14 protein-coding genes and 1 pseudogene are annotated in these 20042 nt (G+C 66.0%); 8 read left to right on the top strand and 7 right to left on the bottom strand.

Going from position 1 to position 20042, the window contains the following annotated elements:
* The first annotated feature begins 10 nt into the window (after positions 1 to 10).
* The 4 genes and pseudogenes from B0I08_RS08955 (at position 11) to B0I08_RS08940 (ending at position 3622) form a co-directional block, all read left to right on the top strand.
* On the top strand, positions 11 to 1714 hold the full coding sequence (locus B0I08_RS08955) for a glycoside hydrolase family 13 protein (RefSeq protein WP_106211977.1): 1704 nt from the start codon (positions 11 to 13) through the stop codon (positions 1712 to 1714).
* Between the two features lie 106 nt (positions 1715 to 1820).
* Positions 1821 to 2650 (top strand): annotated as a pseudogene (locus B0I08_RS08950) (alpha/beta fold hydrolase).
* A 94-nt stretch (positions 2651 to 2744) separates the two neighbouring features.
* A complete protein-coding gene (locus B0I08_RS08945) occupies positions 2745 to 3308 on the top strand; it encodes a dihydrofolate reductase family protein (RefSeq protein WP_106211973.1) in 564 nt (187 codons plus the stop codon).
* Complete coding sequence (locus tag B0I08_RS08940) at positions 3305 to 3622, top strand: DUF6457 domain-containing protein (RefSeq protein WP_106211971.1); 318 nt, start codon at positions 3305 to 3307, stop codon at positions 3620 to 3622. The genes B0I08_RS08945 and B0I08_RS08940 overlap by 4 nt, the downstream gene beginning before the upstream one ends.
* Positions 3623 to 3651: 29 nt before the next feature.
* Here B0I08_RS08940 and B0I08_RS08935 read toward each other — a convergent pair whose 3' ends face one another.
* A complete protein-coding gene (locus B0I08_RS08935; protein ID WP_106211969.1) occupies positions 3652 to 5994 on the bottom strand; it encodes an FdhF/YdeP family oxidoreductase in 2343 nt (780 codons plus the stop codon).
* A 229-nt stretch (positions 5995 to 6223) separates the two neighbouring features.
* Here B0I08_RS08935 and B0I08_RS08930 point away from each other — a divergent pair, with 229 nt between their 5' ends.
* Entirely contained in the window at positions 6224 to 7249 is a 1026-nt protein-coding gene (locus tag B0I08_RS08930) for an isopenicillin N synthase family dioxygenase (protein WP_106211967.1), read from the top strand.
* Here B0I08_RS08930 and B0I08_RS08925 read toward each other — a convergent pair.
* Together B0I08_RS08925 and B0I08_RS08920 are read right to left on the bottom strand one after the other, a co-directional pair.
* Positions 7236 to 7757 (bottom strand): SRPBCC family protein, encoded by a 522-nt coding sequence (locus B0I08_RS08925; RefSeq protein WP_106211965.1) that lies wholly within the window; start codon positions 7755 to 7757, stop codon positions 7236 to 7238. The two genes, B0I08_RS08930 and B0I08_RS08925, sit on opposite strands and share 14 nt — an antisense overlap.
* A 76-nt stretch (positions 7758 to 7833) precedes the next feature.
* Entirely contained in the window at positions 7834 to 11361 is a 3528-nt protein-coding gene (locus B0I08_RS08920) for a DEAD/DEAH box helicase (RefSeq protein ID WP_146134372.1), read from the bottom strand.
* 70 nt (positions 11362 to 11431) lie between these two features.
* Here B0I08_RS08920 and B0I08_RS08915 point away from each other — a divergent pair, with 70 nt between their 5' ends.
* A complete protein-coding gene (locus B0I08_RS08915; RefSeq protein WP_106211961.1) occupies positions 11432 to 11863 on the top strand; it encodes a VOC family protein in 432 nt (143 codons plus the stop codon).
* A 12-nt stretch (positions 11864 to 11875) separates the two neighbouring features.
* On the opposite strand, the gene B0I08_RS08910 is transcribed toward B0I08_RS08915, so the two are convergent.
* From B0I08_RS08910 to ggt, 4 genes are all read right to left on the bottom strand, one after another.
* Complete coding sequence (locus B0I08_RS08910; RefSeq protein WP_106211959.1) at positions 11876 to 14377, bottom strand: glycoside hydrolase family 65 protein; 2502 nt, start codon at positions 14375 to 14377, stop codon at positions 11876 to 11878.
* Positions 14374 to 15162 carry an HAD family hydrolase gene (locus B0I08_RS08905; RefSeq protein ID WP_106211957.1) on the bottom strand — a complete coding sequence of 263 codons (789 nt, stop codon included), beginning with the start codon at positions 15160 to 15162 and terminating at the stop codon, positions 14374 to 14376. Before B0I08_RS08905 ends, B0I08_RS08910 begins: the two co-directional genes overlap by 4 nt.
* Before the next feature lie 178 nt (positions 15163 to 15340).
* Positions 15341 to 16102, bottom strand: a complete 762-nt coding sequence (locus B0I08_RS08900) for an MBL fold metallo-hydrolase (RefSeq protein ID WP_106212290.1) — start codon at positions 16100 to 16102, stop codon at positions 15341 to 15343.
* 71 nt (positions 16103 to 16173) lie between these two features.
* Entirely contained in the window at positions 16174 to 18141 is a 1968-nt protein-coding gene (gene ggt, locus B0I08_RS08895) for a gamma-glutamyltransferase (protein WP_106211955.1), read from the bottom strand.
* A gap of 224 nt (positions 18142 to 18365) precedes the next feature.
* Between ggt and B0I08_RS08890 the strand changes: the two genes are divergently transcribed.
* Positions 18366 to 18980, top strand: coding sequence for a CueP family metal-binding protein (locus tag B0I08_RS08890; RefSeq protein WP_106211953.1), 615 nt, complete (start codon positions 18366 to 18368; stop codon positions 18978 to 18980).
* Between the two features lie 41 nt (positions 18981 to 19021).
* The gene (locus B0I08_RS08885; protein ID WP_106211951.1) at positions 19022 to 19948 is read left to right on the top strand and encodes an LLM class flavin-dependent oxidoreductase; all 927 of its coding nucleotides are present in this window, start codon (positions 19022 to 19024) and stop codon (positions 19946 to 19948) included.
* Positions 19949 to 20042: the final 94 nt, after the last annotated feature.

Here is a 20042-nt window from a genome sequence, read left to right as displayed (position 1 = left end):
TATTGAAAGCATGAGTATCAGCGAAGAGATTCAGAACGCCCCGGCCTGGTGGAGCGATGCGGTGGTCTACCAGATCTACCCGCGCAGCTTCGCGGACTCCACCGGCAATGGCGTCGGCGATCTTGAGGGCATCCGGTCGAAGCTCGACCACCTCGAGCAGCTCGGCGTGGATGTGGTCTGGCTGTCGCCGATCTACCGCTCCCCACAGGCGGACAACGGATACGACATCAGCGACTATCGCGCGATCGACCCGCTGTTCGGAACGCTCGAGCAGTTCGACGTGCTGCTCGCGGAGATGCACGCCCGCGGCATAAAACTGGTGATGGACCTGGTGGTCAATCACACCAGTGACGAGCACCCGTGGTTCGTGGAGTCCGCGGCATCACGCCACAATCCCAAACGCGACTGGTACATCTGGCGCGACGGAATCGGCGACCGAGAGCCCAACCTGTGGCGCAGCGCATTCAGCGGTCCCGCGTGGAGCAAGGTGGCGACGAGCGATGACCCGAGCGACTCCCCGGGCGGTGATCAGTACTACCTGCACCTGTTCGCGGCCAAGCAGCCAGACCTCAACTGGGAGAACCCCGAGGTACGTGCCGCCGTCTACGAGATGATGAACGGGTGGCTCGACCGCGGTGTCGACGGCTTCCGGATGGACGTCATCAACTTCATCGCGAAGGTGCAGGCGGACCTCACCGGTGACAGTACCCACGCGCTGATGGGTCCGCAGATCCACGACTATCTGCAGGAGATGAACGCGGCGGTGTTCGCTGGTCGCGACGCCGACCTGATCACGGTCGGCGAGATGCCGGGAGTGAGCGTGGAGGACGCCCAGCTGTTCACGGGCGCCGACCGGCTGGAGCTGGACATGGTGTTCCAGTTCGAGCACGTCGGGCTCGACCACGGGCCGGACTCCAAGTTCGACAATCTGACGCTGCAGCTCACCGATCTCAAGGCCTCGCTCGGGAGGTGGCAGAGCGGCCTGGCGGAGTCCGGCTGGAACAGCCTCTACCTCGGCAATCACGACCAGCCGCGCTCGGTGTCGCGTTTCGGCGACGACGGCGAGTATCGGGTGGAATCGGCCACCATGCTCGCGACGATTCTGCACCTTCACCGCGGAACGCCCTATATCTACCAGGGCGAGGAGATCGGCATGACCAATGCCGGGTTCACCTCCATCGGGCAGTATCGCGACATCGAGTCGCTCAACTGGTACGCCGAGGAGGTGGCCGCCGGGGCAACCCCGGAGGAGTTGCTCGCATCGCTGCGGATCCGCTCGCGCGACAACGCCCGCACGCCGGTGCAGTGGGACGACTCGACGCATGCCGGGTTCAGCTCGGGCACTCCCTGGGTTGAAGTCAACGCGAACTACAGCGAGGGCCCGGTCAATGTCGCGGCCGATCGGGCCGCGGGGGAGCGCTCCGTGTTCGAACACTATCGCCGGCTCATCGCGCTGCGGCACGGCTCCGCGGTCGTCGCCCTCGGCTCCTTCACGATGCTGCTGCCCGAGCACCCGACCCTGTACGCCTTCACGCGCACCCTCCGCGACGAGACCCTGCTTGTGGTCGGCAATTTTTCGTCAGGAGAGGTGGATGTCGCGGCACTCCAGCCCTCTATTGCGACGGGCTCCCTCGTGCTCAACAACTACCCGGGCCATGTGACCGTCGACGCCCCACTGCGCCCGTGGGAGGCTCGCGTCATCGCGGTCTCATAGGCGAGCAGCTTCTGGGTTGCGGCGCTTCACCGTCGTGTCCTGTCCCAGCCGCAAGCGAGTGATCGCGCGGATGTGATTCATTGCAGGTTCTGTGAGCGATTGTCGGATGCGACAATCGGGTATGAGCGCCATTCCGCCGGGACGCCCCCGCCTGATCTTCATCCACGGGGCTGGCCTAGGGCCATGGATGTGGGACCGCCAGCGGGAAAAGTTCGACGGCGCCTTCGATGTTTACACCCCGACCCTGCCCGGGCACGGTGTTCCCGACCGAGGTATCCCTCAACGCGGTGTCGAGCGCGCGGTGTTTGGGGGCGCGGCGTGCCGGAGGGCAGCGCGACCGGCGACGAGGAGTTCGTCTCTCACACGCACGCGGCGGAGTCGATCGCGCGGCAGATCGGGCTGGAGGCGTTCGAGGGGGATGTCACGGTCGTAGGTTTCTCGCTCGGCGGTCAGGTCGCGGTCGAACTCGCGACGAGGTTCCCGAACGCGGTTACGCGCACCGTGATCGTCAGCTCGCTACTGCGTCCCTGGCGCCTCGCGGGGCTCTACGTGCGGGCGGCGATCGCCGTCGCGCCGGGCGCGCGCAGCGAGGAGGTCGCTCGCGAGCAAGCGAAGCAGCAGTACCTTGCGGACGAGCATTTCGAGGAGTACCTCGCGCTGTCGAGCAGCATGTCGAAGCGCTCGCGGGGCAACATCATCCGCAGCAACTTCTCGTTTGCACCCGCGACGAGTTTTCTCCAGAGCGATCGGCCCGTGCTGGTTATGGCCGGCGCACAGGAGCAGCGTCGGCTCATCGCCGATTCCGAGAAGCTGAGCGCGACCCTGCCTCGCGCGCAATTTGTGCTCGTGGACGATGTGGGCCACGGGGCCTCCCTGGCCCGCCCGGGCCATTTCAACGAGGTGATCGGGCGCTTTCTCGCCCACGATCTCAGCTGATCCCGGTCTCACTCGGCTGATTGCGGAGAAACCATTGCTACCGGCATCCGCACGTTTCATGATGGCTGAAGGACATTAGGACCGGGAGCCACTCATGCGCAAGGTGATCTACGCCTATCTCGTCTCCGTCGATGGCTATGTGACCGGCCCGGATGGCTCCTTCGACTGGGCCGAGCCCGACCCCGAGGTGCACCAGCATTTCAACGATCTCGAGGCGACGCTCGACACTCATTTCTATGGACGCAACATGTGGGAGGTGATGTCGTCGTTCTGGCCGGACGCCGGCAACAACCCCGACGCCCCGGCCGTCGAAGTCGAGTACGCGGAGGCGTGGAACCGGGTCGAGCACATCGTGTTCTCGTCCACGCTGACGGAGGTGGGCCACGGCGCGACGTTGGCGACCGGTTCCCCCGCCAGCATCATCGCCGAGCTGAAAGCGCGGCCCGGCAAGAACATCGATGTCGGCGGGGCCACTCTGGCAAACAGCCTGCTCGCCGAGGGCCTCGTGGACGAGGTGATGCTCTACATTTGCCCGTTCCTCATCGGCGGCGGCAAAACGATGTTCTCGCCGCTCGACCACACTGTCGGGTTGCGGCTCGTCAATTCCCGCGTGTTCGACTCCGGGATCGTGCACCTGCACTACGAGAGGAAATCATGACGAACCCCGACGAAGAACGTGCGCTGGAGGAGTGGAGCCAGCGGTTGACGCAGGCGCTGCAGATTCTGGACCTGAGGGTCGATAACGACCTGTTGCTGAAACTGGCGGACGAAGCATCCCGCGCCGTGAATCCGTCAGCCGGACCCATCAGCACCTTTATCGTCGGGTACGCGGCAGGGCGGGCCGCAACCAGCGGAGAGAAGGAAGCCACCGCCGCCGTGCGGACCGCCGCCCAGACGGCCCTGCTCGTCGTGGAGCACGGGGTGTCTGACCGAGCACCGGCGAGCGACGGTTGGTCAGACACCGCGCAGTAGTCGGACGCTGCGCTGTCGGGACGCAATCCTCAGAGCAGCGCGGGCGTGACCTCCGGGCTCGCCGGGGCGACCTGCTGCACGGCGCTGAGTTCGAGTCGCACGACCACGGCCTTCGACACCGGCGTCTTGCTGCCCTCGGCCATGTGATCAAGCGGCACGAGCACGTTGGCCTCCGGGTAGTAGGCGGCGGCGCAGCCGCGGGCCGTGGGATACGACACGAGGCGGTACTGTCGCAGCACCCGGTCCCGGCCGTCTTTGTATTGCCCGTGCACGTCGACGATCTGGCTGTCTTCCAGACCGAGCTCGGCGAGGTCATCCGGGTTCACAAACACCACGTGCCGGCCCTTCTTGATGCCGCGGTACCGGTCATTGTGACCGTAGATGGTGGTGTTGAACTGGTCGTGCGAGCGAATCGTCTGCAGGATCAGCGTGCCCGCCGGCCGCTCGACGTACTCGAGGTCGTTCACGGTGAGCATCGCCTTGCCGAGCGGGGTGCTGAAGGTGCGCGAGTCGCGCGGACCGTTCGGCAGAACGAAGCCACCCTCGCGGCGCACCTTGGTGTTGTAGTCCTCGCAGCCGTCGACCACGTGCGAGATGTGGTCGCGGATCACGTCGTAGTTGTCCTCGAACCCTTTCCAATCCACCGGAACGGTTGTGCCGAGCACCGCCCGCGCCAGCCGGGACACGATCGCGACTTCGGACAGCAGGTTGGGGGCAACTGGCTCGACCTGGCCGGTCGACGCGTGCACCGCACAGACGGTGTCCTCCACCGAGACAAACTGCACACCCGATGCCTGCCGGTCGATTTCGGTGCGTCCCATGGTCGGCAGGATGAGAGCCTCCCGGCCCACCACCGCGTGTGACCGGTTCAGCTTTGTGGAAATCTGCACGGTCAGCTGGGTGTTCTGCATGGCCGCTTCTGCGGTGTGGGTGTCGGAGATCGCGGCGACCAGGTTGCCGCCGAGCGCGACGAAGACCTTGATCTCACCGGTGAGCATCTTGTGGATCGTTTCGACGGCGTCGACACCGTGTTTGCGGGGCGGGTCGAAGCCAAACTCCTCCTCGAGCGCGTCGAGGAACGCGGGCGGCATCTGCTCCCAGATACCCATCGTGCGGTCGCCCTGCACATTGCTGTGGCCGCGAATGGGGGATGCCCCGGCGCCCGGTTTGCCGATATTTCCTCTCAGTAGCAGCAGGTTGATGATCTCTTTGATCGTCGCCACGCCCTTCTTCTGCTGCGTGATGCCCATCGCCCAGGTGATGATCACCTTGTCCGCCGCGATGTACCGGGCGGCCAGTTCGTCGATCTCCTCGCTGCGGAGTCCGGTGGCGGTCAGCACCGTCTCCTCGTCGAGGAACTCCAGGTGGGTGCGCAGCTCATCGAGCCCGTGGGTATAGGTCTGCAGAAAGTCGTGGTCTAGCACCGTGCCGGGGTTCTTCGCCTCGGCCTCGAACACGCGCTTGCAAACCGCTTGCAGCAGCGCCATGTCGCCACCGCTGCGGATCTGCACGAACTGGTCGGCCATGTCGGTGCCGTGGCCGACGATGCCGCGGGTGTGCTGTGGGTTCTTGTAGCGCTTGAGACCCGCCTCGGGCAGCGGGTTCACGGCCACGATCGATCCGCCGTTGCGCTTGCAGTTCTCCAGTGCGGTGAGCATTCGCGGGTGGTTTGTGCCGGGATTCTGCCCCATCACGATGATCAGGTCGGCCTTGGCGTAGTCGTCATAGGCGACCGTCGCCTTTCCGATTCCAATCGTTTGCCCCATTGCCCAGCCGGATGACTCGTGACACATGTTCGAGCAGTCCGGAAGGTTATTCGTCCCGAACGCACGAACAAACAACTGGTACTCGAAGGCCGCCTCGTTTGAGGTTCGGCCGCTGGTGTAGAAGGCCGACTCATCGGGGGAGTCCAGGCCGTTCAGCCGTTCCGCGAGGACCGCGAACGCGGCATCCCAACTGATCGGCTGGTAATGATCCTCGCCGGCCGCCTTGTACACCGGCTCGGTGAGCCGACCCTGCATGCCGAGCCAGTACTCCGACCGGGCGAGCAGATCGCTGATGGGGTGCTCTGCCCAGAAGTCCGATCCGATGACCACCGGCGTCGCTTCCCAGGTGACGGCCTTCGCGCCGTTCTCGCAGAACTCGAAGTTGCTGCGGTGCCCCGGGTCCGGCCAGGCGCAACTGGGGCAGTCAAAGCCGTCTTTCTGGTTGAGGTTGAGCAGGGTCTTACCGGTACGCACCGCTCCCATGTGTTTAACCGCGGGCTGCATCGAGTGCAGCACACCGGGGATTCCTGCCGCCCAGCCGCGCGGGCTCTCCACCTCCAGCTCGGTTTCGTCTGCATCCTGTACGGGAGGGTTTTCGCGAGTCATTGCTGGTCCGTCCTGAGATTGCTCATGGTGCCCGTGCCATCCGGGCGTGCCCGTGCCATCGGATGGCGTAACACTGCGGCACGTCTATCTCAGGGTTAACACCTCTGAATCGCCGCTGCAAGAGCGTGGCGGCGTTTCGAGGGAAGTCGGCAGCACGCCCGCGCGCTCGTCGTCCCGGTCAGTGACGTAACACAGCGTCATTTTTTAGTTGTCGTGACAATATTGGGGAATGCCACTTTCACTCCCCATCCTCGACCTGTCCCGCCTCGACGCAGGCCCCGCGGAAGCCGAACAGTTTCGCGCGGACCTCCTCAAAGCCACCCACGAGGTCGGATTTTTCTACCTCGTCGGGCATGGCGTCGACCAGGGCCTCATCAATGAGCTGCTGTCGGTGTCGCGTCGGTTCTTCGAGCTGCCGACAGAGTCGAAGCTGAAGCTGGAGAACGTTCACAGCCCCCAGTTCCGCGGGTACACGCGGGTGGGCGGGGAGCTGACCCACGGGGACATCGACTGGCGCGAGCAGATCGATATCGGCGTGGATCGCCCGGCAGTCGACATCCGCCCGGGCACACCGGACTTTTGGCGGCTCGAGGGACCCAATCTCTGGCCGGCAGACCTGCCCGAGCTGGAGAAGGTGGCCGTCACCTGGAACGACGAGTTGAGCGCGGTCTCGCTGCGACTGCTGCGGGCGTGGGCCCTGGCGCTTGGCGCTCCAGAAGACAGCTTCGACGAGGCTTTTGCCGTCAAGCCGTTCCCCCTCACCAAGATCGTGCGCTACCCGGGAGAGTCCAACCCGGAGCCCAAGCAGGGTGTCGGTGCCCACCGCGATGGTGGCGTGCTCACGCTGCTTCTCGTCGAGCCCGGCAAGGGCGGACTGCAGGTGGAGCACAACGGGGACTGGATCGATGCGCCCTCGGTGGAGGGAGCCTTTGTGGTCAACATTGGCGAGATGCTGGAGCTGGCAACGGGCGGCTATCTCAAGGCGACCCTGCACCGGGTCATCTCGCCCCGCGTCGGCGACGACCGCATCTCCGTACCGTTCTTCTTCAACCCCGCGCTCGACACCGTCATGCCGCAGCTCGAGCTGAGCCCCGACCTTGCGGCGGCGGCGCGCGGACTGTCCGTCGATCCAACCAACAGCCCGATTCTCGAAACCTACGGCGACAACGCACTGCGGTACCGCCTGCGTGCGCACCCGAACGTCGCCGAGATCCACCACGCCGACCTCGTCAAAGAGAAGGTCACGAACGGCTGAGGGCGTGCCTCGCTTCGGCCACGAAATGCTCGGCCTGCGCCGGGTAGTAGTCGCTGAAGTTCGGCGCGGGCAGGCCGTTATGCGCCGCAACAAGGGCGTCGAGGTAGTACTCCCAGCCCGGCCCCATGCTCTCGGCAGCGGCCGGGTCGGTGAGGTGATGCACGAAGGTGAGCTCGGTTTCCCCGTTGCGCTCGGTGAGCCGCACCTGTAGCTCCATGCTGCCGGCGTCATCAACGGTCGACACGGCGAGGAGGTGCGGCGGCTCGCAATCCTCGATGCGCACGGTGGTCCAGGGTGCGCCTTCCTCGCCGGTCAGCTGCAGCTCGATGCTGCGCCCGGTACCGGCCTCGCCGCGCCACGGCCCGATCCACTTCGCTGTGCGCTGGGGGTGGGTGATCCACTCCCAGAGCGCCCCAGGTGCCGCCCGGAAGCTGCGAACCAGGGTGAGGTCGTAGAGCGAATTCTCCGCCCTGAAGAGCCGGCCGGTGGGGATCGGTGCGGACGCCATGGGTCTCCTCGGGTACCGACGGGTGAACCTACGGGGGTAGGTAACCATCGCTTCCGCGCAGGGTCAAGGGGAAGCGCTACTCCAGCAGGCCGCGAATATCGTCTTCGGTCAGCGCCGAGCTGAACAGCGCGTCGTCGTCCATCACCTGGCTGAAGAGCTTGGCCTTCTGCGCCTTCAGCACCATCACCTTCTCTTCGATGGTGCCGCGGGCGACCATGCGGTAGACCATCACCGACTTGGTCTGGCCGATGCGGTGCGTGCGGTCAACCGCCTGCGCCTCGGTCGCAGGGTTCCACCACGGGTCGAGCAGGAAGACATAGTCGGCCTCGGTGAGGTTGAGGCCGAATCCGCCGGCCTTGAGGCTGATGAGGAAGACGGGTGCGGTGCCGTCCTTGAACTTCTTGATCACTTCCGGGCGCCGCAGGGTGGAGCCGTCGAGGTAGGTGTACTCGATGCCGAGGTCGTCCATCCGGCTCGCCGCCTTCTTGAGGAACGAGGTGAACTGGCTGAAGACGAGGGTGCGGTGCCCCTCGGCGATGATCGGTTCGAGCTGCTCGAACAGGGCGTCCAGCTTGCTCGAGGAGATATCGGAGTACTTCTCGTCCACCAGCGAGGGATCGAGGCTCAGCATCCGCAACAGGGTCAGCGACCGGAACACCACAAAACGGTTTTTGTCCATGTCGCCGATCAGCCCGAGCAGCTTCTGCCGCTCCCGCTGTAGGAAAGTGTCGTAGAGGTTCTTGTGCGCCGGGCTGAGGTCAATGCGCAGCTCCTGCTCCTGCTTTGCGGGCAGATCTTTCGCGACGATGTCCTTGCTGCGACGCATCATGAGGGGGCGGATGCGGCGGCGCAGCTTGGCCATAAGCTCGGGCCGATCGCCCCGCCCGATGGGACGCACGTAGTTCTCAGCGAACTTCCTGGCGGAGGGGAAAAGCCCGGGAGCCACGATCCCGAAGAGTGACCACAGATCGGTCAGGCTGTTCTCCATCGGTGTTCCGGTGATCGCCAGCTTGAAGGGAGCGTTCAGATCGCGCGCGGCCTCGTGCGCTTTCGAGCTCGAATTCTTCACAAACTGGGCCTCGTCGAGGATCAGTCCCGCCCAGTCCTCGTCCTGATAGGCCTCGAAGTCGAGCCGGAACAGGGCGTACGAGGTCACCACCACATCGGCGCCCGCGACCAGTCCACGGAGGCGCCTGCCGCTCTTTTGCTCCGTGGCGGTGATGCCGCGCACGTCGAGCCCGGGGGCGAAGTGTTCGGCCTCGGCGAGCCAGTTCGAGACCACCGAGGTGGGCGCCACGACCAAGAATGGCCGGGTGTCGCTCGCGTCCCGCTGCTCGACAGCGTGGCTGATCAGCGCCAGGGTCTGCAGCGTCTTTCCGAGACCCATGTCGTCGGCGAGGATCCCGCCGAGCTGGTGCTTCCACAAAAAGGCGAGCCAGTTGAAACCCTCGCGCTGGTAGGGGCGCATGTCCGCGCGAATACTGGGCGGGAGCGGTGTGGACTCGATGGTGGACAGGTCGGGGGTGTCGAGCGCCATCAGCCCGGTGACCGCGGCGCGCCAGGACTGCGCTTGCTCGGTTTCGTCGGCGAGGTCTTCGAACTCGGCCCAGAGAGTCGCTTGGTAGCGGCTGATCCGCGGCCCGGTCTCCCATTCCTGCAGTGCGCTGGCTTCGTTGATGAGCCGGTGCAGTTCCGCGAACGCGGGCTGGTCGAGCGACAGGTAGGAGTTGTCGACGAGAAGCAGCTTCTTCTGTCCTCGCGCGAGCGCCTTGAACAGGGGACCGAACGGCACGTCGCGGCCCTCGATGGTGACGATCACCCCGAGGTCGAACCAGTCGCGTTGGTTGGACTCCACGGTCTTGATGCTCAGCTGTGGAGCCTCGGTGAGCTCCTGATAGTCGGGGCGGGAGCCGTTGACCTCGATGCGGAGCCCGCGGAGGGCTTCCAGCTCCGGGAGTACCTTGGCGGTGAACTCGGCCGCGGGTAAACCCTGCAGAGTTGTGGTTGGCTGCAACTGCTCGAACAGGTCGGCGCTGGCCTCCGCGGCACTTCTCAGCACCCGCTCGGCTTGTTCGATGGTGGACTGCTCCATCGCGACATCCCGCAACTCATCATCACCCGCCGTGGCGTGCAGCGGCAGCCGCGAGTACGTGCCTGCTTCGAAGTACTCCCAGTCCCACGACAGGCGGAGCACGTTCTTCGCGCGGAACGCGGCCGTGAGCACGAGAACGGGCGGCGCCATCTCGGGGAAGTCGACGCTCTCGTTTGTGCTGGTGACCTCGACACTGCGGCGCAGCTTCGGGAAGAACTCGGTGAGGAACTCGTCCACGTCGCCCGCCGGCACCACAAGCTCCGACGACTGTTTTAGCAGCCGCCGCTGCTCGTCGGTGAGGGAGCTGGCGGAGGGAGCCAGGGTGTAGATCGTCTCGGGGGTGATTTCGAAGGTGTACACACCGTGGTTGCCGATCGCCCCCGCGGCGTCTGCCGGGAAGCGGTCACCGTCGAGCGTGAGCACTGTTTCGAAGCGGAGGTCGGCGGAGGGATCGTCCCGGGTGGCGTCGAGACTGACGTTCGCGTTGCCGCCGATGCGCACGGTGACGCTCTTTTTGTTTCCGACCAGTTCGATTCCGAGCTTGGTCGCGTCGCGCAGCAGCGCCCACAGCAGCGGGCTGTGAAAGTCGTCGAGGAGAATCCAGTCGGCGTCCTGCCCGGTGTACACGTCGCGGGTGGTGGCACGGTAGAGGGCGGCAAACTCGGCGAACCAGCGGTGCTGGTCGGCGTTGAGGGCGAGCTGGTTGATCTGGTGGGTGATCGAGTTCCAGGTGATGTTCGCGCGCACCCAGTTGCCGCTGGAGCCGGGGATCACCGGCCGCACCCCGAGCCGGTAGACCGCGCCGGGCTCGGCGTTGCTGGTCGCGGCTTTCGCCGTCGGCCCGCGCCACCGGTCGGCGGTGCGGGGAGTCTGCTCGCGCAGCTCAAATTGCAGGGCGAGCGGCGTGCGGGGGAGTTTGGCGGCGGTGTCGGCGCTGGTACCGAACGGCCGCGCCGTCGATGCCGTCTTCTTCGCGGTGAGCGCGGTCATCGTGGTCTTCCAGGACGCCTCGGCGGGAGGCGCCTCGGTCGGCTGGGGCGCCTCGGCCAGACCGGCCGCTGTGCGCAGTTCGCTGGTGCGGCGCACCCCGTCGCGCTCACGATGCTGCATGTGGGTCGCATTCGACTCGAGCAGGGTAGCGGCGACGTGCTTGCAGTCCCCGGACACCGGGCAGCTGCAGGCGCTACTCACGGGGCGGTGGAATCCATCCGCGGCTGGCGCCAGCACAATTCGGGACCGATACGGCCGGGGGCTGTGCCCCTTCACCTTGCTCGTCAGGGTGCCGGAGGAAACTTCCCAGTCGATGTCCGACACGGCACCGCCGCGCGCGTAACCACGGGCCCGCTGGAACGAGGCGGGACCCACGAGGTGAACGATGTCGTCCACGTCGACCAGGGGAGGAGCGTCAGAGGGCATCCGTCCATTCTCCCACCTTCCGGGCTCCTCCATACGCACGGGAAACAGCACGCGCGCGGGAAACTCGGCCCGCACGTGGCCTTGTTTCCCGTTCACGCCGCGGTCAATAATGAGCGAAGTGTGATCCGCCCCCGACGTGTTGCCCAATTGAAGGAGATTGATTCTGATGACCGTTCGGCTGAACCCGTACCTCAGCTTTCGTGACAACGCCCGCGACGCGATCGAGTTTTACCACTCCGTCTTCGGCGGTGAACTCGACATCAGCACCTTCGGCGAGATGAACGCGAGCGAGGACCCGAGCGAGAAGGACAAGGTGATGCACAGCGTGCTCACCACCCCCACCGGGCTTGCGCTGATGGCCTCGGACACCCCCAACGCGATGGACTACACCCCCGGCGACAGCATCTCGGTCTCGCTCAGCGGCGACGCGGACGACCAGGACGTGCTCACCGGCTACTACAACGGGCTCGTAGACGGGGGCACGGTCACCCAGCCGCTCGTGCTGGCACCGTGGGGCGACTACTTCGGCATGTGCCAGGACAAGTTCGGCGTGAACTGGCTCGTCAACATCGCGGGCGAGCAGTCCGCGCCGCAGTAGCCCGGGTTCGACCTAGTCGTGCGATTCCCACGTGTCGGCGAGGTGCGCGACCGTCGGGATTGACGACGTAATGACGGTGCCGTCCGCTCGTCGTCCGCCTTCCGCCAGTTCGAGCGAGGGAGCGCCTCCGTCGCGACGACCCTGATGGGCGAGCGGCACCGTCGCCGGTTCGCCCGCGGTGGCGACCGTGGGCACACCGCGCACGTACAGCAGCGCCGCGTCGCCTTCCTCGACCGTGATGGTGACCTCGTCCTGGCGCACGTCGATGCGCAACCGGGTGCCCTGCAGGGTGATCTTGAACCGAAGCTCGTCCCATCCCTCCGGCAGGCGCGGGTCGAGGGTGATCCTGCCGCCGTGGTCGCGCATTCCGCCGAAGCCGTAGACCAGCGCGGTCCACACTCCGCCGGCGGACGCGACGTGCACCCCGTCGGCGGCGTTGTTGTGCAGGTCGGCGAGGTCGACGAACAGTCCGGAGGTGAAGTACTTCAGCGCCAGCTTGTCGTACCCGACCTCGGCCGCGATGATCGACTGCACCACGTCGGAGAGGGTGGAGTCGCCCGTGGTCAGCGGGTCGTAGTAGTCGAAGTCGGCGAGCTTTTCTTCTGGCGTGAACTGGTCGCCCTGCAGCAGCAGTGCCAGCACGACATCCGCTTGCTTCAGCACCTGGAAGCGGTAGATCACGAGCGGGTGGTAGTGCAGCAGGAGGGGGCGGTGGGACTCGGGCGTCTGGGAGAGGTCCCAGCGTTCCTTCTCCAAGAATTGGGCGTCCTGGGGGTGGATGCCGAGTGACTTATCGAACGGGATGTGCATGGCGTCCGCCGCCAACGCCCATTCGGCGATCTCTGACTCATCGAGATCGACCCGGGCAACCATCTTGCGGTAGGCCTCCGCGTCGACCGCGCGGAGGCGCTCGACCGCGGCGGCCGCGGCGCGCAGGTTCGACCGGGCCATGATGTTTGTGTAGAGGTTGTCGTTCACGACGGTGGTGTACTCGTCCGGTCCGGTCACCCCGTGGATGTGGAAAACGTTTCCGCCGTTCTGCCGCCAGAACCCGAGGTCCGCCCACATTCGTGCGGTTTCCACGAGGATGTCGATGGCCTCACGTGCGAGGAAGTCCTGGTCACCGGTGGCCGCCACGTACTGCCCGAGCGCATAGGAGATGTCTGCGTCGATGTGATACTGCGCGGTGCCGGCCGCGTAGTACGCGGAGGACTCCAGTCCGTTGATCGTGCGCCAGGGAAACAGGGCGCCGAGCTGGTTCAGCTCCTGGGCCCGCGAACGCGCCTGCTCGAGCAGGGAGTGCCGGAAGCGCAGCGCGTTGCGTGCGGCGTTGGGGGACGTGTAGGTGAGGAACGGGAGCACGTAGATCTCGGTGTCCCAGAAGTAGTGGCCGCCGTAGCCGGAACCGGACACGCCCTTCGCTGAGACGCCCTGGCCATCCGCGCGCATCGACGCCTGGGCGATCTGGAACAGGTTCCACCGCACCGCCTGCTGCAGCACGGGCTGACCGGGGAGGGTGATGTCGGTGCGGTCCCAGAAGGCGGACAGCCAGTCGCGCTGGTCCTTCATGATCGACTCGAGGCCCGCGTCGCGCGCCCGGTTGAGGGTGCGGTCGCAGCGGTCGGCCAGTTCGTGCGTGGGAACGCCGCTCGAGGTGTGATAGCTGAGGGTTTTGGTGATCTTGATCGGCTGACCCTGCTTCGCCCGGATCGTGTACACGTGCTTGGCGAGGTCATCGCCGATCTGCGGGGTCTCGACGTACTCGTTCTCGGTCTCGATCGCGTGGTCGGCCGCGCACGCAATCGTCATGCCGGAGTTGGTGCAGCGGAACCCGAGGATGTAGCGTCCGTTGGATGCACGCTGGAAGCGCGGCTGCAGCACGCGGTCGGTGAACGACTCGGCCTTGCGCGGGTCGAAGTCTTTGCCAAAGGAGGCCTTGAGCGGGTCGTACTCGCCGATGCCATCCTGGCGGTTGAGAATCTGGCTCGAGATCACGACGGAGGCGTCCGCGTCGAGCAGGGTGACCTCGTATTCGAGGACGGCAAGGTGGCGCTCGGTGAAGGACACCATGCGGCAGGACCTGATCAGAACGCGCTTGCCCGACGGCGTGCGCCACTCAAGTGAGCGCGACAGGGTGCCATCGGCGAAGTCGAGTCTGCGCTCGTAGCTGAGCAGGTCGGCCAGGGTCAGCACCAGCGGTTCGTCGTCGACGTAGATGCGGATGATCTTGGCGTCGGGCGCGTTGACGATGGTCTGCCCGACCCGGGCGAAACCGAACGCTTCCTCGGCGTGGCGAATGGGCCAGGTCTCGTGGAAGCCGTTGATGAAGGTGCCGTGCGCATGGCCGTCGCGGCCCTCGTCGACGTTTCCGCGGAGTCCGAGGTACCCGTTGCCCACGGCGAAAAGGGTCTCCGTGCGGCCCATGTCATCGCCTGAGAAGTCGGTCTCGACCAGTGCCCATTCGTCGACGGGAAAGCGGTTGCGATCCAGCGGGTCGGCGGTGGTGGGGATCATTCGGTGGCTCCTGCGGTGGTTCCTGCGGTGGTGTGGACGAGCTCGATGAGGTCTGCGACCACAGCGTCGGCACCGTCGGCCATCAGTACGTCAGCTCCGACGCCCCGGTCGACACCGAGCACCAGGCCGAAGTTGCCGGCGCGGCCGGCTTTGACGCCGGACTGTGCGTCTTCGATGACCACGCATTCGGCGGCGGTGTAGCCGAGGAGTGTGGCGGCGTACTCGTACGTTGTCGGCGCGGGTTTGCCCGCGAGCTGTTCCCGTGCGGCGACGACTCCGTCAACCACGACCTCGAATCGGTCGCGCAGTCCCGCGGCGGCGAGAACCATTTCGCCATTTCGCGAACTGGTCACCACGGCCACGTCGAGCCCGGCCGCGACCACCATGTCGAGAAACGGGATCGAACCCGGGTAGGGGCTCACCCCATCCGCGGCGAGGGTCTCGTTGAACGCCGCATTTTTGCGGTTGCCGAGACCGCAGATGGTTTCTTCCTCCGGGGCATCCGAGGGGTCCCCGTCCGGGAGGGTGAGTCCCCGCGAGGCGAGCAACGAACGCACGCCGTCGTAGCGCGGCTTGCCGTCCACGTATTCGAAGTAGTCGCTGTCGGTGTACGGCTCGGTGACACCCTTTTCGGCGAGAAACGCGTTGAACAAGAGGTCCCAGGCGCGCATGTGCACATCGACGGTCGGGGTGAGTACACCGTCGAGGTCGAACAGCACGCCGCGGAGCGAGAGGAGTTTGTCGCGGGTGTCCGCGAGGGACAGAGAAAGTCGGGGAGGAGTCATTCGAATGCCCTGTCAAGTAAGTGGTGACCGTTCTTCATCGCGCAGAAGAGGGCATCCCCATTCCGGTCGCGGCCGCGTCGTTCGACGGTGGCCGACGCGGGAAGCGGTGAAAGTCTAGCCCCCGCGTGTTACAAAAATGTGTCTCACCGGCGATGCCTAATCGGAGTGGAATTCATGTTCAGGTGAGGTGGTCAAACGCCCCCGTGACCCAGCCGATGTGGCGGTCTACCGAACGCCGTACGATTTCGTCCGCGTGAGCGTCGATTCGGATGTCGAAGTTGCCGTAGAGCCGGTCAAATCGGAACAGATCGAGCGACCGTGCGACACGGTCGACGGTCGCCGCCGACAGCGGCAGGTGATTGGGAAAGCTGCGCATGAAGCTGACCGACGCGCGGTCGGGGTTGGCAAAGACCGTGTCGCCGCTGAGCAGCACGCCCCGACCCTCGGCCCCATCGTCCCAGTGCACGACGGCGCTGCCGGGGAAGTGGCCTCCGATCTGCGCGATCGTGACCCCGGGAAGCACGCGCACCAGCTCGGACCAGAGTCGGATCACCGGGTCTGGCCGCGCGATCCACTGCGCGTCTGCCGTGGCCACCAGCACGGGTGCGTCGCCGAGCGCCCGGCTCCATTCGACTTGCGTGCCATACATGTGCGGATGACTCGCCGCAATCGCTCGGACCGGGCCGAGTTCGCGCACCCGCTGAACCACCTCGTCGTCAACAAACCCGACAGGGTCCCACACCACGTTTCCGTCAGGGGTGCGCAGCACCTTCATCTGCTGCCCAATGCCGACCCGGGGGGTCGTCTCAACCCCGAAGAGGTTCTCCTCCAGCTCGGTCAGCGTGGCGTGCACGCCCTCCGCGCGAAGCTCGTCCAGGGTCGTCCAGCGCTGTCCGCCCGGCGGCACCCATTGGCGTTCGTCCGCGCAGATCGCGCACATCTCGATCGGCTCGGTGTGTTCCACGCCGCAGGTGGCGCAGATGCAGAACCCGGGCGGGCCTCCGGTGAGGCTCACCGTTGTTCGTACACGACGAGGCCGGTGCCTCCGCCGCGCCGCACCGGCTCGGCGACCGCGGTCATCGTGCCGGACGGGTCCACCTCGATCGCGGCAGCGGCGCCGATTTCTGCGGCGGAGCTGAAGCTGTCACCGGAGGGCACCAGCTGCTGCCCGAATGGCGCCAGAATCCCCGAGTAGGCCTCGATGAATGCGGGTTCGGCCGGGGTGTTCGGCGCGTTGCGCTGGCTGGCGCGCGGTGCCGCCACCGCCTCAGGGAGCGTCATGCCGAGGTCGATCCGGTTCATCAGAATCTGCAGGACCGTGGTGATGATGGTCGCACCGCCGGGTGAACCGAGCACAAACCGCACGCTGCCGTCCTCGAGAACAATCGTGGGGGACATGGAGGACCGCGGACGTTTGCCGGGCTCGATCCGGTTGGGGTCCTCCGCGTTGTACACCGTGCTGAAATCGGTGAGCTCGTTGTTGAGCAGGAATCCGCGGTTCGGAACCGTCATCCCCGAACCGCCGGTCTGTTCGATGGTGAGCGTATAGGCGACCGCGTTGCCCTCCCTATCGACTACGGACAGGTGCGTCGTGGCGACGTTCTCGGTCTCGGGGTACTCGACGGCCTCCGGGGCGGTGCAGTCAACGACATCCGCCACACCACCGCCTGCCGTGTCGATCACGCCAGCGGCGACGGGACGCTGGGACGCCTGGTCGGGGTTGATCGCGCAGAATCGAGTGTCGGCGAACTCCTGGCTGAGCAGGGTCTCGGTGGGCACGTCGACGAACGCCGGATCACCGAGGTAGGCACCCCGGTCCGCGAAGGCGTGGGCGGATGCCTCGAGGAAGTAGTGCAGGGACTGGCCGAGTCCCTCGCCCGAGGTCAACTCAACGTTCTCAAGAATGTTGAGCGCTTCGCCGACCGTGGTGCCGCCCGACGACGACGGCGCCATGCCGTACACGTCGAGGCCGCGGTAGGACACCTGCGTGGGCTCCTGTTCGATGACGGCGTAGTTGGCGAGATCCTCGGTGGTCATGGTTCCGGCCGGGGCGGGCAACGCGGAGGCCGGGTCGATGCGCGGGTTCTGCACAACGTCGGCGATCTCGGCCGCGAGGGCTCCGCCGTAGAAAGCGTCCGGTCCCTTCAGCGCGATCAGGGAGAGCGTTTTCGCGAGGTCCGGGTTGCGGAACGTGGTGCCGACCTGGGGCGCGTCACCCCCGGGCAGAAAGAGTTCTGCCGTGTCGGGGAAGGCAGCGAAGCGCTCCTTGTTGTCGAGCGTCTGGCTGCGGAACGTTTCATCCACCTCAAAGCCATGCGCCGCGAGCAGGATGGACGGCGCGAGAATCAGCCCGAGGGGCTGGGTGCCGAAGTTCTCCAGTGCCGCGTCCCAGGTCGCGAGGGTGCCGGGCACCCCAACTGACACCCCGGAGGAGACGAGTTCCGGAGTGAATCTGTACGGCGCCGAGGTGGCGGGGTCCACGAAGGCATCCGGGGTGATCCCCGCCGGAGCGGTCTCCCGGCCGTCGATGGTGCTGACCTCGCCGGTCTCCGCGTCGTAGTAGACGAAGTATCCGCCCCCGCCGATGCCCGCGCTGTAGGGCTCCGTGACGCCGAGGGCCGCAGCGGTGGCGACGGCAGCATCTGCGGCGTTTCCGCCGAGCCGGAGAACTTCGAGTCCGACCTGGCTGGCCGCGGCATCCACCGACGACACGGCCCCTCCCGTGCCGACCGAGGTCGATTGGCTCAGCTGTTCGCCGCCGTGGTCACCGCCCGGGGTTCCGTGCCCCGGTCCACCGCCCGCGCCGCCACCGTAGCCGCCGCCGGATCCACTACCCCATCCTGCTGCCGCCGGTGCGGCCGTCAGGAGACTGGCGACCGCTACGGCGATGGCCGTGCTGAAGGCGATGCGGCGCCCGCCGGTAGTGGTGCGGTTGCGGTTGCGAGTGCGAGTGTGCGCTTGGGCGCTGGGAACGGTCATGATTAGCCTCCCGGCCAGACGTCGTCGTCTATCTCATTCGTCGTTTTCGTCCTCTCACGCTATTACCGGCGGTGGAGGGGCGGCAATGATTTTCGCGGGGGTTGCGCCCCGGGAATTGCTCTCTCGTCACCCGCGATCAGCGCACCGCGAGGCTGAACTGAGAGTCTCCTGCGTCAGGTCTTTGGTCACTACGGCGGCCGAATGGATGCGTTCACGCTGGAGACATGTTCCTATCAAAGGCCCCCGCACGCCTCGCCGCCCTGATTCTGCTCGTGTCCCTCACTGCCTGCACCGGCGTAGGCGAGGCGGACAGTGCCGCGACCGACACTGGCGCATCCGCCGGCCTCGGCGCGGATGCCAACGCCATTCTCGCTCGCTATGACATCGAGGCTCCCGCCTCCGCGACCGACCTCATCGAGCGGCTCCAAGCTCAGCCCCTCGCCGACCGCCCGGACGGCCTGACGGCCTCCGTCCGGGTCAATGAGCTGTTGCTTGCCAGCGGCGGCAATGAGGTCAGCCTGGCCCTCCCTCAGGACGAGTTCCACCTGTCCATCGCGCCATACCTGACCGAAACGCACGAGTGCTTTTACCATTCGCTGACCACCTGCGTCGGCGAGCTCGGCAATGAGGATTTCCATGTGACGATCACCGATGACGCGAGCAAGACGGTACTTTTCGACAGCGACGTCACTACCTTTGACAACGGGTTCTTCGACGTTACGTTGCCGGCAGGACTGGACATCACTGTTCTCATCGACGATGGTGAGCGGTCCGTCGCGTTAGCGCTGGGCACTCGCGTGGATGACGCGACCTGTGTGACGGCGGCGCAACTGATCTAAGCGCGGACTGGATCTCGCAATCGGCGCCATACACTCGAACGATGCGCTTCGGAATCGTGATTCTTCCCCAGGACCCGTGGCCGGTTGCCCGGCGTAAATGGCAGTCGGCGGAGGGCCTCGGTTTCGACCACGCCTGGACCTACGATCACCTGTCCTGGCGGAGCCTGGCGGCTGAGCCGTGGGGCGCAACAATCCCGACCCTGACCGCCGCGGCCGCCGCGACCGAAACGATCCGCCTCGGCACCTTCGTCTCGTCGCCCAACTTCCGCCACCCCGTGCCGTTCGCCAAGGAGATCGCCACCGTCGATGACATCGCCGGCGGCCGCATGCTGCTCGGCATCGGCTCCGGTGGCACCGGCTTCGATGCCTTTGTGCTCGGACAGGCCGAGCTCACCCCTCGCGAGCGCCACGCGCGGTACGCCGAATTCGTGGAGCTCCTCGATGAGCTGCTGCGGTTCGAGCCCGCGGAGATCCATGGTGAGACGAACACGGGTGTGCGGGATGCCACGGACCCCAGCAACGGTGGAATCTCGTTCTCCGGCCAGTGGTACACGGCAGATCACGCCCGCATGGTTGGGCTGCCCGCCCAAACACCCCGTACGCCGTTCGTGCTCGCCGCGAACGGCCCCAAGGGGCTCGCTTTGGTGAGCAAGTACGGACAGGGCTGGGTCACCACCGGCGCGGACGGCGCGACAGGGGAGCAGTGGTGGGAGGCGCTCGCCGCTCTCAGCGGGCGTCTCGACGACGCCGCAGAGGAAGCCGGTCGGGATCCGAGAACCATCGACCGCTACCTCTCGCTGGATTCCGGCGGCCAGTATTCGCTCGAGAGCGTCGGTGCATTCGACGACCTGGTCGGTCGCGCCGCCGAGCTCGGGTTCACCGATGTGATCTCGCATTGGCCGCGAGCGGACGGCATTTACGCGGGCAGTGAGGACGTGCTCTACGAGGTGGCGGCGAGCTCGCTGTAGCCCGGAGTCTGCTGGCCCGTCTGGTCGTGCGCGAACCTCTTGCACAGTCGAACTTAAAGACCTATCGTTGAGATATCTAAGAACAGTCTCGTTC

It is taken from the genome of Glaciihabitans tibetensis (assembly GCF_003003265.1).
GTDB classification, from domain to species: domain Bacteria; phylum Actinomycetota; class Actinomycetes; order Actinomycetales; family Microbacteriaceae; genus Glaciihabitans; species Glaciihabitans tibetensis.
This window is presented reverse-complemented; position numbering and strand designations above follow the sequence as displayed.

What these genes read in the sequence shown, in the direction of transcription:
- B0I08_RS08955 (WP_106211977.1), top strand. Translation starts at nt 11, where the DNA reads ATGAGTATCAGCGAAGAGATTCAGAACGCCCCGGCCTGGTGGAGCGAT.
- B0I08_RS08945 (WP_106211973.1), top strand. Translation starts at nt 2,745, where the DNA reads ATGCGCAAGGTGATCTACGCCTATCTCGTCTCCGTCGATGGCTATGTG.
- B0I08_RS08940 (WP_106211971.1), top strand. Translation starts at nt 3,305, where the DNA reads ATGACGAACCCCGACGAAGAACGTGCGCTGGAGGAGTGGAGCCAGCGG.
- B0I08_RS08935 (WP_106211969.1), bottom strand. Translation starts at nt 5,994, where the DNA reads ATGACTCGCGAAAACCCTCCCGTACAGGATGCAGACGAAACCGAGCTG.
- B0I08_RS08930 (WP_106211967.1), top strand. Translation starts at nt 6,224, where the DNA reads ATGCCACTTTCACTCCCCATCCTCGACCTGTCCCGCCTCGACGCAGGC.
- B0I08_RS08925 (WP_106211965.1), bottom strand. Translation starts at nt 7,757, where the DNA reads ATGGCGTCCGCACCGATCCCCACCGGCCGGCTCTTCAGGGCGGAGAAT.
- B0I08_RS08915 (WP_106211961.1), top strand. Translation starts at nt 11,432, where the DNA reads ATGACCGTTCGGCTGAACCCGTACCTCAGCTTTCGTGACAACGCCCGC.
- B0I08_RS08910 (WP_106211959.1), bottom strand. Translation starts at nt 14,377, where the DNA reads ATGATCCCCACCACCGCCGACCCGCTGGATCGCAACCGCTTTCCCGTC.
- B0I08_RS08905 (WP_106211957.1), bottom strand. Translation starts at nt 15,162, where the DNA reads ATGACTCCTCCCCGACTTTCTCTGTCCCTCGCGGACACCCGCGACAAA.
- B0I08_RS08900 (WP_106212290.1), bottom strand. Translation starts at nt 16,102, where the DNA reads ATGTGCGCGATCTGCGCGGACGAACGCCAATGGGTGCCGCCGGGCGGA.
- ggt (WP_106211955.1), bottom strand. Translation starts at nt 18,141, where the DNA reads ATGACCGTTCCCAGCGCCCAAGCGCACACTCGCACTCGCAACCGCAAC.
- B0I08_RS08890 (WP_106211953.1), top strand. Translation starts at nt 18,366, where the DNA reads ATGTTCCTATCAAAGGCCCCCGCACGCCTCGCCGCCCTGATTCTGCTC.
- B0I08_RS08885 (WP_106211951.1), top strand. Translation starts at nt 19,022, where the DNA reads ATGCGCTTCGGAATCGTGATTCTTCCCCAGGACCCGTGGCCGGTTGCC.